The organism is Flavobacterium panacis (genome assembly GCF_024649945.1).
Classification (GTDB): Bacteria; Bacteroidota; Bacteroidia; order Flavobacteriales; family Flavobacteriaceae; genus Flavobacterium; species Flavobacterium panacis.
This window is the reverse complement of sequence record NZ_JANKMS010000002.1, coordinates 25,890-39,462: the sequence shown is the minus strand read 5'-3', so window position 1 is coordinate 39,462 and position 13,573 is coordinate 25,890. Positions and strand designations below refer to the sequence as shown.

Below are 13,573 nucleotides of genomic sequence, written 5' to 3'. Positions count from 1 at the left end.
TTATGAGGGAGCAAAGTTGTTTTCATTGTGGTTTATCTATTGAACAAAATGAAGAAATTGAGTTTGATGATAAGAAGTTTTGTTGTACAGGCTGTAAAACGGTTTACGAAATTTTCAGCGTTAACGACTTAACCTCTTATTATGATTTTGAAAAGTCGCCCGGTGCCACTCCGCAAGACATCAAAGGAAAATATGATTTTTTAGAGAACGAAGCGATACTTTCTAAAGTTTTAGAATTTCAGGAAGGAAATACAGCAATCGTTTCTTTAAGTATTCCGCACATTCACTGCAGTTCATGTATTTGGATTTTGGAGAATTTAAATCGTCTTCAACCAGGAATCAGCATTTCACAAGTTAATTTTCATGAAAAGAAAGTTCGAATAACTTTTAATTCGGATACTGTTTCTTTAAAAGAAATTGTTTATTTGCTAAGTTCTATTGGTTATGAACCGTACATCAGCTTAGAAAATTATGAAACAGGAAAAACAAAAGTAGACAGAAGTCTTACATACAAACTTGGTGTTGCCTTTTTTTGTTTTGGAAATATAATGTTGCTTTCATTTCCGGAATATTTTGAAATGAAAGAATTCTGGCTGGACAGTTACAAACCCTTTTTCAGATTGTTGATTTTCCTTTTGGCATTGCCAAGTTTCTTATATTCAGCAAGCGGATATTATGTTTCTGCTTATCATAGCATTAGAACGAGAATGTTAAATATCGATATTCCAATTGCTTTAGGAATTATTGTAATGTTTATTCGTAGTTCGTATGATATGCTAATGGATCACGGACCTGGTTTTTTTGATAGTTTGGCAAGTTTAGTATTCTTTATGCTCCTTGGTAAGATGTTTCAAATTAAAACCTATAGTTTTTTAAGTTTCGAAAGAGATTTTAAATCGTATTTTCCAATTGCAGTTACCAAAATCAATAAAGATACTTCAGAAGATAATGTTGCTATTTACGATGTTGTAAAAGGCGATCGTTTATTGATTAGAAACCAAGAACTTATTCCAGTTGATGGAATTTTAATCAGCGAGAGTGCCGAAATCGATTATAGTTTTGTAACGGGTGAAGCAGTTCCTATCACTAAAAAATCTGGTGATAAAGTGTTTGCTGGAGGAAAACAAATAGGAAAAGTTATTGAAATGGAAGTTTTACATTCTGTTTCTCAAAGTTATCTAACGCAATTGTGGAGCAACGAAATTTTTCAGAAAAAAGTAGATCAAAAACACAAAACCATAACAGATGCAATAAGCCGTTATTTTACCCCCATATTAATGCTAATTGCATTTGCTGGTTTTGGTTATTGGATTTCTATAGATGCCAATATTGCTTTTAATGTTTTTACAGCAGTTTTAATTGTAGCTTGTCCTTGTGCTTTGGCACTTACAGCTCCATTTACTTTTGGTAATATTTTGAGAATTCTAGGGAAAAAGAAATTTTACTTAAAAAACGCTATTGTAATAGAACAGCTCGCAAAAGTAGATACGATTGTTTTTGATAAAACAGGAACAATTACAACGAATAAAAAATCGAATATACAGTATGAAGGAAATGCTCTTTCTGATTTTGATATCATATTGGTTAAAAATGTTTTGAGAGGATCAAACCATCCTTTAAGTAGAATGCTCTATGATTTTCTTCCAGAAACCAAACGCCTTAATGTTGAAGATTTTCAGGAAATTACGGGAAAAGGGATTTTAGCAGTTATTGAAGGTGAAGAAATTAGAATTGGTTCTGGACAATTTGTAGATAATATAGTCGCAGATGGTTCTGAAATTGAAAAAACTGCTTTACATATTAAAATAGATGGGGTTTACTTTGGAAAATATACTTTTCAGAATCAATATAGGGAAGGCTTAGAGAATCTTTTTTTGACACTGAGTAAAGAGTACGAAATCAAAGTGCTCTCTGGGGATAATGATGGAGAAAGGACAAATTTAGAAGCTATTTTACCTGAAAATACAGAATTAATATTCAATCAAAAACCTGAACAAAAGCTTGAGTATATTAAGAAACTTCAGGAAAGAGGTAAAAATGTGATGATGGTTGGAGATGGTTTAAACGATGCTGGAGCATTAGCACAAAGCAATGTCGGGATTTCGATTTCTGAGAATGTTAATGTCTTTTCTCCAGCTTGTGATGCTATTTTAGATGCTTCTGAATTTTCACGCTTGAATTACTTTTTAAAGCTTTCTCATAAGGCAATTTCTATTATCAAGATGAGTTTTACTTTATCGTTGCTCTACAACGTTGTTGGACTAGCATTTGCTGTTACAGGAAACCTCCTTCCGTTGGTTGCTGCGATCATTATGCCATTGAGTACAATTACGATAGTAAGTTTTGTAACGATTATGTCTAACTATTTCAGTAAGAGTAATTTAGATTAATTTTAAATAATTCAAAAGATATTTTTTTTATTTTTATTATTCTTCTCTGAGCATGATAATTATCATATTTTAAACGCCAATCACCTAGTAATTTTGTTAACATAAATTTACGGTATGAGTGTTATTTATCTTTTAATTTCAGTAAGTATTTTCGTAGCAATTTGTTTCTTTATTGCTTTCATTATTGCTGTCAAATCTGGCCAGTACGACGACGATTATACACCTTCAGTCAGAATTCTTTTTGACGATGAGACCAAAATTATTTCCCAAAATAATAATTCACCAATCGAAGAAAAACAAGTATAATTATGGAAATGGAACAGTTTTATTACGACAACAAAATTGTAAAAAAATTCATTTACGCCACAATACTCTTTGGAGTTGTGGGTATGTTAGTGGGGCTTACCCTTGCGGTAATGTACCTTTTTCCCAACATGACAGATGGGATCTCGTGGCTTAGTTACGGCCGTTTAAGACCATTACACACCAATGCAGTTATTTTTGCCTTTGTAGGTAATGCCTTTTTTGCCGGTATGTACTACTCGCTGCAAAGATTGCTAAAAGCCAGAATGTTTAGTGATTTTTTAAGTAATCTTCATTTCTGGGGATGGCAGTTAATTATTGTTGCAGCAGCGATTACACTTCCGTTAGGTTATACTTCTTCTAAAGAATATGCAGAACTAGAGTGGCCAATTGACATTGCAATCGCCTTGATTTGGGTAGTTATGGGAATCAATATGATTGGAACCATGCTGCGTCGTAGAGAGCGTCACTTGTATGTTGCAATCTGGTTTTATCTTGCAACATTTGTTACAGTAGCGGTACTACATATCTTTAACAATATTGAAATTCCGGTTTCAGCTTTAAAAAGTTATTCTGTTTACGCAGGTGTTCAGGATGCGTTGGTACAATGGTGGTACGGACACAATGCAGTGGCATTTTTCTTGACAACTCCGTTCTTAGGATTAATGTACTATTTCGTTCCTAAAATTGCAAACAGACCTGTTTACTCTTATAGATTATCTATTATTCACTTCTGGTCATTAATTTTTATCTATATCTGGGCAGGACCACACCACTTATTGTATTCTGCTTTACCAAACTGGGCTCAGAATTTAGGAGTTGCGTTTTCGGTAATGTTAATTGCTCCATCTTGGGGAGGTATGATCAACGGTCTTCTAACATTAAGAGGAGCTTGGGATAAAGTTCGTGAAGAACCAGTTTTAAAATTCTTCGTAGTGGCAATTACAGGTTATGGTATGGCAACTTTTGAAGGGCCAATGCTATCTCTTAAAAATGTAAATGCTATCGCGCACTATACGGACTGGATCGTAGCACACGTGCACGTTGGAGCTTTAGCTTGGAATGGTTTCATGTCATTTGGTATTATTTATTGGTTAATTCCAAGAATGACAAAATCAGAATTATTCTCTAAGAAATTGGCAAACTTCCATTTCTGGATTGGAACTTTAGGTATTATCGTATATACAATTCCTTTATATGTAGCTGGTTTTCAACAAGCTTCTATGTGGAAACAATTTAACCCAGACGGAACGTTAACTTATGGTAACTTCCTAGAAACAGTAACAGCTATTATGCCAATGTACTGGATGAGAGCCATCGGTGGATCTCTGTATTTAATTGGGATGCTGACATTAGTGTATAATATTATAATGACAGTTAGAGCTGGTGCACCAGTAGAAGATGAATTGGCTCAAGCACCTGCTTTACAAAGAATAAGCAGTGGAAGAGTAAGAGGAGAAAAATTCCACTCTTGGTTAGAAAGAAAACCAATTCAGTTAACCATTTTGGCTACAATCGCAATCTTAATTGGAGGTATTATTCAGATTGTACCAACAATTATGGTAAAATCAAATATTCCAACAATTTCAAGCGTAAAACCATATACGCCATTAGAATTAGAAGGACGTGATTTATACATTAGAGAAGGATGTGTTGGTTGTCACTCTCAATCAGTTCGTCCATTTAGAAGTGAGGTTGAACGTTACGGAGTTCAGGCGAAAGCAGGGGAGTTTGTTTACGATCATCCATTCTTGTGGGGATCAAAACGTACAGGACCTGATTTGTTAAGAGTTGGAGGTAAGTATAATGATAACTGGCATTTTAACCACATGTGGAATCCACAAAGTACATCTGCGGGATCAATTATGCCAGGTTACAAATGGTTGTTCGATAACAAACCGATGGATATTTCATTGACACAGAAAAAAATGCAGGCAATGATTTCATTAGGTGTGCCATATTCTCCAGAAGATGTTGCTAATGCACAAAGAACTTTAAGAGAACAAGCGGTTAAGATCGAAAAAAGTTTAGAAAGTGATCCTGACTTTGTGAAAAGTTATGAAGACAGTCGTAAAAAAGCTGCAGCAAAAGGAGAGAAATTCATTCCGATGAATGAAAGAGAAATCGTGGCGCTGATTGCTTATATTCAAAGACTTGGTACTGATATTAAAGTAAAAGAAACTAAATAACAGCATTATGTTTGAACAAATAAAACACAATATGGAAACCATATCGGGTATAGAAATTTACCCGATTCTTTCCCTCTTGATTTTCTTTTTATTCTTTGTAGGATTAGGCTTTTGGGTGTTCTCTTACAGAAAAGAAAAAATTCAGGAAATGAGTAGTATACCTTTAGATGAAGGACTTATTATAACTTCAAAAGACAAATAAAAATGAAAAAGTTTTTCCCAGTATATGTTAGGGTACCAGTGATATTTTTTACTGTATTCGCTTTGATGGAATATTTTGTAGACTCAGGCGATAAGCCGGCTTTCATAAAATATCCAATGATATCGCTTTTCTTGTTTGTCTTTCTTTTTATACTTATTGCAATTGAAATTACGCTTAGTGCTGTTAATCGTGTAATGCATGAATTATTATCACCAGAAGAAAAAGCGCAAAAAGCACTTGAAGAAAGTTTAAGCTTCAAAGAAAGTACCTGGTTTAAAAACCTAATGCATAAATTGACTCAAACTGCGCCAATTGAAAAAGAAGGTGAGTTGTTGATGGATCATGATTATGACGGAATCAAAGAGTTGGATAATAATTTACCACCATGGTGGGTGTATTTATTCTACATCTGTATCATTTTCGGAGTTATCTATGTAGTTCGTTACGATGTTTTAGGCGCAGATGATCAAGAAATGGAGTTGAAAAAAGAATTGGCTCAGGCAAAAATTGATGTTGCAGAATACATGAAAACAGCACCAGATTTAATGGATGAAAAAACAGTTGTTTTACTAACAGATGCACCAAGTTTAGATGAAGGTAAAACAATCTTTACAACCAATTGTGCAGCTTGTCACCGTGCCGATGCGGGAGGACAGATTGGACCAAACCTTACTGATAATAAATGGATTTTAGGAGGAGGAATTAAAGAGATATTCCATACCATTACAAATGGAGGTAGAGATGGTAAAGGGATGATTGCTTGGAAAGGAACCCTAAAACCAAAAGAAATACAAAAAGTTGCTAGTTATATTCTGTCTTTACAAGGAAGTAATCCAAAAGATCCAAAAGAAGCAGAAGGTGAAGTTTGGGTAGATGAAAGTGCTCCTGCAACTGATGCTGCCCCAGCAAAATAATACCACAAAAGTTAAAAAAATAAAATAGAATACCATGTCAAATTTACCAGACGAAGCTTTTAGAGATACCATTGGAACGATAGATGAAGGTGGTAAACGGAAATTTATTTTTCCCAAAAAACCGTCTGGTAAATTTTACGATTACCGCAAAATTGTCAGTTATGTTTTATTGGCAATCTTATTTATAAATCCGTTTATCAAAATAAATGGAAACCAATTTATGATGTTCAATATTTTAGAACGTCGATTTAATATTTTTGGATTCCCTTTTTGGCCACAGGATTTTTATCTCTTTGTAATTTCAATGCTTATTGGAGTTGTATTTATACTCTTGTTTACAGTTGTTTTTGGACGAATATTTTGCGGCTGGATTTGTCCGCAGACTATTTTTCTTGAAATGGTTTTCCGTCGAATTGAATATTGGATTGATGGAGACCGCGGAGCGCAATCTCGTTTAGCAAGACAAGAATGGAATGCTGAAAAAATTAGAAAAAGACTAACCAAATGGACTATTTTCTTTTTAATTTCTTTTCTTATTGCCAATGTTTTTCTGGCTTATTTGGTTGGAAGTGATTCTTTGTTCTTAATGATTGAACAAGGTCCAATTGCACAAGCTAGTAATTTTATTGCACTACTTATTTTTACAGGTGTTTTCTACTTTGTTTTTGTATGGTTTCGTGAACAAGTTTGTATTATTGCCTGCCCTTACGGAAGATTACAAGGTGTTCTTTTAGATAACAAATCAATCAATGTTGCGTACGATTTTGTTCGTGGTGAAAAAGAAGAAGGACGTGCTAAATTCAATAAAAAAGAAGATCGTGCTTTAACTGGAAAAGGAGATTGTATAGATTGTCTTCAATGTGTACACGTCTGTCCAATGGGAATTGATATTAGAAACGGAACGCAATTAGAATGTACAAATTGTACAGCTTGTATCGACGAATGTGATCATATCATGGAATCGGTAGGTTTGCCAAAAGGTTTGATTCGTTATGCTTCTGAAGATGAAATTGCGAAAAAAGAACCTTTTAAGTTCACGGCAAGAATGAAAGGATATTCGGCTGTTCTCTTTATTTTATTGAGTATTTTTGTTGGAATGCTGTTTTTGAGAACTGATCTTCAGGCTGTTATTTTGCGTTTACCTGGTCAGTTGTTTCAGCATAACGGAGAAAAAATCAGTAATGTTTACACCTATAAAATTGTAAACAAAACGATGAAAGATTACAACGATATTCATTTCGAATTGATCGATCAAAAAGGAGAAATTAAAAATGTTGGAAAAAGACATTTTAAAGTTGTAAAAGAAGGAATTTCTCAAGGAACACTATTTATCGAAATAGATGAAGTTTTATTGGAAAGTGATAAAACAAAAGTAAAAATCGGAGTTTATAACGGTTCTGAACTCCTGGAAACAACAACTACAAATTTCTTAGGACCACGAAGTTTTAATTAAAATATAATTATCATGAAAATTAATTGGGGAACAGGAATAGTCATTGCATTTGGATTGTTTATGACATTTATTTTATACTTTGTTTTTGAAGTGCAATCAAACTCTAAATACGATAATGATTTGGTTGTAGAAGAATATTACAAACACGATACGCACTTTCAGGAAGAAATGGCTCGAATTCAGAATGCTCACGATTTACAGCATAAACCTTCAATCAAGTATACGGAAAATGGTGTAGCAGTAATTTTTCCTGCAGGATTTGAAAGTGATAAAGTAAAAGGAAATATTCAATTGTACAGACCTTCAAACAAGAAATTTGATTTCAATACTCAGATTGCTTTAACCAATTCAGAAATTATTATTCCGCAGAAAAAATTAGTAAAAGGACGTTGGGATGTGAATATGGAATGGCAATATGAAGGCAAAAAATACCTCACTAAAGAAGTTATTTACGTAAACTAAACACCATGTTATTCTCAGCTTTCTTTTTAGGTTTAATTAGTAGTCTGCATTGCGTTGGAATGTGCGGACCCATTGCCATGATGCTTCCAGTAAACAGGCAAAATGAAGCCAAAAGGGTAACGCAGATTATGACCTATCATTTCGGTCGATTGACTGCTTATGGTACGATCGGATTGATTTTTGGTTTATTAGGAAGAGGTTTTTTTCTGGCTGGATTACAGCAAAAAATGTCAATAATTATTGGTATAATCATGATTATTGTGGTTTTGATTCCGGAAAAGAAATTTGCTCAGTACAATTTTTCTAAACCTGTTTACAAAATCATTTCAAAAATAAAATCAAACCTTGGAAGCCAGTTTAAAAACAAGAGTTACAAATCTCTTTTTACAATTGGTCTTTTAAATGGTTTTCTTCCTTGCGGAATGGTTTATGTTGCTTTATTTGGAGCAATTGCGATGCAAAGTGCTGGTTATGGCGTTTTGTATATGCTTTTATTCGGAATTGGAACTATTCCGTTAATGACAGTTGTAGTGTATGTCAATACGCTATTGAAATTGCCATTTCGAAATAAAATTCAAAAGGCAATCCCTTATGTAGCGGTAATAATTGGAGTTTTATTTATCCTTCGCGGATTAGGATTAGGAATTCCTTATATTTCTCCTTCCAATATGAGTTTATTTGTGCAACAAACTCCAAACTGCCATTAAAAAATAAAATATATTTTAAAAGATTTTATACAGTCATCGAAAACAGATTTGTTTCCGGTGACTTTCTTTTTAGATGTAAATCGAAAGCCATACAAATGTTGCGTACAAAAGGTCTTCCTTCTTCTGTAATCTTGATTTTGTTATTTTCAATCACAATCAAATGATCATTTTCGATTTCATTTAAAGCAATTAAAACTTCAGGAAGTTCAGCAAAATTTAAAGATTCTGCAGTCCATGAAGTTTCCAACTCGCAGGTTAAATTTAAAATGTGTTTTCTGATGATTAAGTCTTCATCATTCAAAATATGACCTTTAACAACAGGAAGCTCATTAGATTCTAAAATCTCATAATATTCTTCCAGATTTTTAGTATTTTGAGCAAAACTATACCAGCTGTCACTAATGGAAGAAACTCCCAAACCAATCATAACCTGTGTTTTAGAAGCACTGTAACCCATAAAGTTTCTGTGCAGTTTACCGTTATGAGCAGCTTTGTACAAACTGTCGTCTGCTAAGGCAAAATGATCCATACCAATTTCATGGTAACCATTCTGAATCAGCATTTTTTTACCTGTTTCGTATAATTTTCTTTTTTCAGCATCTTTTGGAAGATTTTCATCATTAAAACCTCTTTGTCCGTTTCCTTTTATCCAGGGAACATGTGCATAACTATAAAAAGCTAAACGATCTGGTTTTAATGAGTTTGTTTTTTCGACTGTATCAATGACGTCTTCGATGGTTTGAAAAGGAAGGCCAAAAATAATATCATGACCAATAGAAGTATAACCAATTTCTTTTGCCCAAAAAGTCACTTTGGCAACATTATGAAAAGGCTGAATTCTGTTTATTGCTTTTTGAACTGTAGCCGAATAATCCTGAACACCAAAACTTACACGACGAAAACCTAGTTCATATAATTTTTTAAGTTGCTCGTAAGTAGTATTATTAGGGTGTCCTTCAAAACTAAATTCATGGTTTTCTGCTTTTACAGCATTTTTGAAAATCCCATTGATAAGATGCTCCAGATTTTCTTTTGAAAAGAAAGTTGGAGTTCCCCCGCCTAAATGAATTTCTTTGATTACCAGTTTTTCAGGAAGTAAATCACAATACATTTTCCACTCTTTAAGAACAGCGTCAATGTATTTTTCTTCTACAGAATGATTTTTGGTAATACGTTTATTGCATCCGCAGAAAGTACACATGCTTTCGCAGAATGGAAGATGAATATATAAACTGATTCCGTTCTTTGAATTACTTTCTGTGAATGATTTTTGTAAAGTTGTGATCCATTTTTCTGATGTGAAATCAGCTTCATTCCAATACGGAACTGTCGGATAGCTAGTATATCTAGGACCTGGGACATTGTACTTCTGAGTCAAAGAAATTTTCATAACGACGAATTTAGTTTTCATCAAAATTAAAACTTCAATGACCGAGATAAAATGACAAATATCATGTAAAAGACAAAAAAAGGAGGCTCAAATTTGAGCATTTTTTCTTGTTTGTTTCTGTTCTAAAATACCTTATTATGGTGTAAAAATGATTTTTATGGACCATTCTGAGGCTTTTACAATGATATATTTACAACTATGTAATAGTAAAAAAACTTTATAAATATGGCATTACAGACAGTTACCACCATTAAAGTTGGCGGAATCCGAATTTCAAATTTCAGCGGATTGGAGATAATCCAGACCATTCACGATCATCATAGCTTTTCATTTCAGGTAAGGCAAGATTTATTGGTAGAAGAATTAAGAAGCGTTATGCCTTTTTCGCAGCAGCTCTATGGCGAAAAGATAAGCATTGAAATAAAACCTATAGACGGACTTGAAGACCTTATGGCCGGAGCCGACCTCAACGATTACACCATGCAGTTTTATGGTGTTGTAACCGAAGTCGAGCTGCAGAAATCCCGCATTAAAGACATGGAAGAAACCATTGTCATAAAAGGCCATAGTTCGACCATAGTTTTAGAAAATGGTCCCGAGTGCAATTCCTTTATCGATATGCCTCTTGCAGATATTGTAAACAAAGTAAAAGAAGGTTTTGACATTGATATGGATGTGAGGCCATTCTACAGAGATAGCCTACCTTATACGGTGCAGTATAACGAAAGCTGTTTCAGCTTTTTGAACCGTCTGGCCAAAAGAAACGGACAGTGGTTTTATTATAACGGACGCACTACAGTTTTTGGCACTCCGGGCGGAGTTGGCAGACAGCCTAAATTGGTGTATGGGGTAAACATGCAGGATTTTAACTACACCATGAAATTGATTCCCGCCATGTTCAAGACCATAGAAAATGACAATCGGGAAGGGGAATACCGAAAAGACGAGACCTTAAGCTACCGAAAAGAAACCGATGGATTCCAGCAGAATTTCTTAAATAAAGGCAATAAGGTCTTTAATAAAGAAACCGTAATGCAGCTCAACCAGAACCCTGTGGGCGGCCACTTGAGGACAGTTTCAGAAGAATACACAAAAAATAAAATGCGGGCAGTGCTAAGCCGTCTGATGGAAGTTACCGCTTCCAGCGATGTTCCGGGCATTACTATAGGAAACAAGGTAACGGTAAGCGGTGTCGATCTGCAGCTGGAAAGCTCTTATAGGGTAACCCGAATCAGGCATATTTGCGATGATGGCGGAGGCTACGAAAATGAGTTTACAGCCATAAATTTTAACAATTCTGTATTTTCATCAGAAACAGATCCCGATTTAGTGCCCTACTGCCAGAGCCAGACTGCTGTTGTAAAGGCAAACGCAGATCCTGGCGGACTCAGTGCCGTGCAGGTGCAGATGCCCTGGCAGGAAGCCAAAGGCGAAACCACTCCTTATATTCCCTTAATGCAGCAGTATGGAGGCGATGCCAGAGGCTCCCATATTATCCCAGAAATAGGCGATACTGTTTTTGTAGATTTTCAGGGCAATAATGCCGAACTGCCTATTGTAATAGGAACCATGACGAGTAGAAAGGAAAAATCGGATTTTTTTACAAAGGACAACAGTATAAAAGGATGGAAACTTCGATTTGGAATGTTATTTAAGTTTATTGAAAAAGTAGGTATCTGGCTTTCTGATCCTAGCGGGAATGAAATTCAGCTTGATGAAGAAGGAAAAAACATTAATGTTACTTCTCCTGAAACGGTAACTATACGCGCTAAAAATATTGTTTTTGAGGCGAGCGAAAGTATTACGATAAAAGCAGGGATAGATATTGATATGATTGCGGATAATAATATGACTCAAGAAGTAGGAAATGACATTTTTATAAATGCAGAGGGAAATATTATGGAGCGCTCAGATAATAGAACCGAATTGGCTGATAAAGATTTTAGTCGTATTTCAGATACTTCAAATGAAGTGGCTTCAGAAGCAAGTCTCTATAGTAATAAAGAAAATATGACTCTGCAAAGCGGTAAACAGGTTCGTATTAATACTAGCGAAAATTCTAATCTTTTTTAATTTTTAAAATTATGGGAATTACAAAACGAGCAAAAAACATTGAAATAAAAGTGATAGAAAATTATCAATTGATTGTTAGAGGTAGACTTGAAAAGAATGCCAGTAAATTGAATTTTGAAGCTACAAAAGGAGATTTGAACTTAATTTCTGGGAAAAAAATAATAGCTCACGGCAAAGAAAAACAATAATAAACAACAATTAGGGGTGAGAAAAAATAGTATCAAAAAATATAACATTTTATTAGGTTTCATCATAATAACAGTGATGACTGTAGTAATAATAATAGCGAATTCATATATGAAAAAAGAATACGAATGGTCTGCACATATTTCAGCCCCAAAAGAATATCCAGTTGAAGTTTATACGGGAGCAGTAGGAGGTTATTTTTTTAGTCAGATGGGAGGTTTTAGTAATGCTGGATGGGGACGCAGTATAAGTGACTCGGATATCAAAGCTCCAGTGCCTGAAAGGTTGGATATGACATGGCTTTCCTATGTAGACGATAAATTTTATACGGGAGAATGGAAACTCCCTGTCGAAAAAATACAGCAGCTTTTTGATGAAGGCTATTATTCTAAAAGAGGATCGGATGCTGAAACAGAACCTTATAACTGTATAAACATTGGACTCGGTCCCAAAGGAATGGTAGTGGTTTGGGGTGCAGGAACAGACAAACAGGTTGAAGTCGCAAGATTTCAGGCTCATGAGACTACTTTAGATCCTAAACTGATTACGGAAGATGAAAAGTATATGTTCAGGAAGGGTTATAGTACGCATAGGCTGGAAAATAATCATGTTATATCCCAAGAATTAAGAGAATACATAAGCCAAAATGGTTATCCGCCGGCAGAAGCTTATGAAGGCTATAGGGAAAAATACTTATGGAAGCCAAAAGTCATATTGCCGAAAGGAAGTAAAATCAGCAGATTATACATTAAGATGTCCAACGGAGAATTTGAAGACCCTTTCGACAGACCAATTGACCAAAAGCATAGGGCAATCCCTTGCGCATTTCAAATTTTCTGGTCGGTTATAAACGGCAAAAAAGAACAAGAGTTTGTATCCAGGATTGCTTTTACCCAAGATCAAAACTATTGGGCAAAGTATCTTGAAATAAACGGATATGATGAATTTTCTATGGATTTTGATAAAAACGAAATCAGGAAATTGTTTAAAGAGCATATTGATAAAAACAAACCTACAGAAATGATTATAAAAATAGATCCGACTAAGAAAACAGATAATAGTTGGGTAACTGATTTTTATGTAGAGCAAGGAGGACAAAAGTACAATTTGAATCAAGTCTGTCAAGATTCAGGTAAATTAAATTGATTATGAGTATAGTATTTGGAGATTATACGCCGCCTAAGAAAGTAACAAAAACAGATGATTTAATCATAGGAGTTTTTTTTATGAAGTCATTAATAATAGAAACAACAATTAGGGGTGAGAAAAAATAGTATCAAAAAATATAACATTTTATTAGGTTT

12 protein-coding genes are annotated in these 13,573 nt (G+C 34.4%); 11 read left to right on the top strand and 1 reads right to left on the bottom strand.

The window, feature by feature from the left end:
- Positions 1-2 precede the first annotated feature (2 nt).
- The 8 genes from NQQ59_RS05045 to NQQ59_RS05010 all read left to right on the top strand — a co-directional run bounded on the left by NQQ59_RS05045 (position 3) and on the right by NQQ59_RS05010 (position 8,620).
- Complete coding sequence (locus tag NQQ59_RS05045; protein ID WP_144214487.1) at positions 3-2,390, top strand: heavy metal translocating P-type ATPase; 2,388 nt, start codon at positions 3-5, stop codon at positions 2,388-2,390.
- A gap of 114 nt (positions 2,391-2,504) precedes the next feature.
- A complete protein-coding gene (gene ccoS / locus NQQ59_RS05040; RefSeq protein WP_091491194.1) occupies positions 2,505-2,696 on the top strand; it encodes a cbb3-type cytochrome oxidase assembly protein CcoS in 192 nt (63 codons plus the stop codon).
- A gap of 2 nt (positions 2,697-2,698) precedes the next feature.
- Entirely contained in the window at positions 2,699-4,882 is a 2,184-nt protein-coding gene (gene ccoN, locus NQQ59_RS05035; protein ID WP_144214485.1) for a cytochrome-c oxidase, cbb3-type subunit I, read from the top strand.
- A 7-nt stretch (positions 4,883-4,889) separates the two neighbouring features.
- Positions 4,890-5,084, top strand: a complete 195-nt coding sequence (locus NQQ59_RS05030) for a CcoQ/FixQ family Cbb3-type cytochrome c oxidase assembly chaperone (protein ID WP_144214483.1) — start codon at positions 4,890-4,892, stop codon at positions 5,082-5,084.
- Between the two features lie 2 nt (positions 5,085-5,086).
- Positions 5,087-5,998, top strand: a complete 912-nt coding sequence (locus NQQ59_RS05025) for a cbb3-type cytochrome c oxidase N-terminal domain-containing protein (protein ID WP_144214481.1) — start codon at positions 5,087-5,089, stop codon at positions 5,996-5,998.
- A gap of 34 nt (positions 5,999-6,032) precedes the next feature.
- On the top strand, positions 6,033-7,451 hold the full coding sequence (gene ccoG, locus NQQ59_RS05020; protein ID WP_144214479.1) for a cytochrome c oxidase accessory protein CcoG: 1,419 nt from the start codon (positions 6,033-6,035) through the stop codon (positions 7,449-7,451).
- A 12-nt stretch (positions 7,452-7,463) separates the two neighbouring features.
- Positions 7,464-7,913, top strand: a complete 450-nt coding sequence (locus NQQ59_RS05015) for a FixH family protein (protein WP_144214477.1) — start codon at positions 7,464-7,466, stop codon at positions 7,911-7,913.
- Between the two features lie 5 nt (positions 7,914-7,918).
- Positions 7,919-8,620, top strand: a complete 702-nt coding sequence (locus NQQ59_RS05010; RefSeq protein ID WP_144214475.1) for a sulfite exporter TauE/SafE family protein — start codon at positions 7,919-7,921, stop codon at positions 8,618-8,620.
- Positions 8,621-8,645: 25 nt separating this feature from the next.
- On the opposite strand, the gene hemN is transcribed toward NQQ59_RS05010, so the two are convergent.
- On the bottom strand, positions 8,646-10,010 hold the full coding sequence (gene hemN, locus NQQ59_RS05005; RefSeq protein WP_144214473.1) for an oxygen-independent coproporphyrinogen III oxidase: 1,365 nt from the start codon (positions 10,008-10,010) through the stop codon (positions 8,646-8,648).
- A 225-nt stretch (positions 10,011-10,235) separates the two neighbouring features.
- On the opposite strand from hemN, the gene NQQ59_RS05000 reads away from it, so the two are divergent.
- From NQQ59_RS05000 to NQQ59_RS04990, 3 genes are all read left to right on the top strand, one after another.
- Positions 10,236-12,083: a phage baseplate assembly protein V gene (locus tag NQQ59_RS05000; RefSeq protein ID WP_144214471.1), complete on the top strand. Its 1,848-nt coding sequence runs from the start codon at positions 10,236-10,238 to the stop codon at positions 12,081-12,083.
- 11 nt (positions 12,084-12,094) lie between these two features.
- Positions 12,095-12,271 (top strand): hypothetical protein, encoded by a 177-nt coding sequence (locus NQQ59_RS04995; RefSeq protein ID WP_186296570.1) that lies wholly within the window; start codon positions 12,095-12,097, stop codon positions 12,269-12,271.
- 109 nt (positions 12,272-12,380) lie between these two features.
- Positions 12,381-13,415 carry a DUF2931 family protein gene (locus tag NQQ59_RS04990; protein WP_186296569.1) on the top strand — a complete coding sequence of 345 codons (1,035 nt, stop codon included), beginning with the start codon at positions 12,381-12,383 and terminating at the stop codon, positions 13,413-13,415.
- Positions 13,416-13,573: the final 158 nt, after the last annotated feature.

Coding starts and splice junctions, on each gene's coding strand:
- ccoS (WP_091491194.1), top strand. CDS start 2,505: ATGAGTGTTATTTATCTTTTAATTTCAGTAAGTATTTTCGTAGCAATT.
- NQQ59_RS05025 (WP_144214481.1), top strand. CDS start 5,087: ATGAAAAAGTTTTTCCCAGTATATGTTAGGGTACCAGTGATATTTTTT.
- NQQ59_RS05000 (WP_144214471.1), top strand. CDS start 10,236: ATGGCATTACAGACAGTTACCACCATTAAAGTTGGCGGAATCCGAATT.
- NQQ59_RS04990 (WP_186296569.1), top strand. CDS start 12,381: ATGAAAAAAGAATACGAATGGTCTGCACATATTTCAGCCCCAAAAGAA.
- NQQ59_RS05015 (WP_144214477.1), top strand. CDS start 7,464: ATGAAAATTAATTGGGGAACAGGAATAGTCATTGCATTTGGATTGTTT.
- NQQ59_RS05030 (WP_144214483.1), top strand. CDS start 4,890: ATGTTTGAACAAATAAAACACAATATGGAAACCATATCGGGTATAGAA.
- ccoG (WP_144214479.1), top strand. CDS start 6,033: ATGTCAAATTTACCAGACGAAGCTTTTAGAGATACCATTGGAACGATA.
- ccoN (WP_144214485.1), top strand. CDS start 2,699: ATGGAAATGGAACAGTTTTATTACGACAACAAAATTGTAAAAAAATTC.
- NQQ59_RS05010 (WP_144214475.1), top strand. CDS start 7,919: ATGTTATTCTCAGCTTTCTTTTTAGGTTTAATTAGTAGTCTGCATTGC.
- hemN (WP_144214473.1), bottom strand. CDS start 10,010: ATGAAAATTTCTTTGACTCAGAAGTACAATGTCCCAGGTCCTAGATAT.
- NQQ59_RS05045 (WP_144214487.1), top strand. CDS start 3: ATGAGGGAGCAAAGTTGTTTTCATTGTGGTTTATCTATTGAACAAAAT.
- NQQ59_RS04995 (WP_186296570.1), top strand. CDS start 12,095: ATGGGAATTACAAAACGAGCAAAAAACATTGAAATAAAAGTGATAGAA.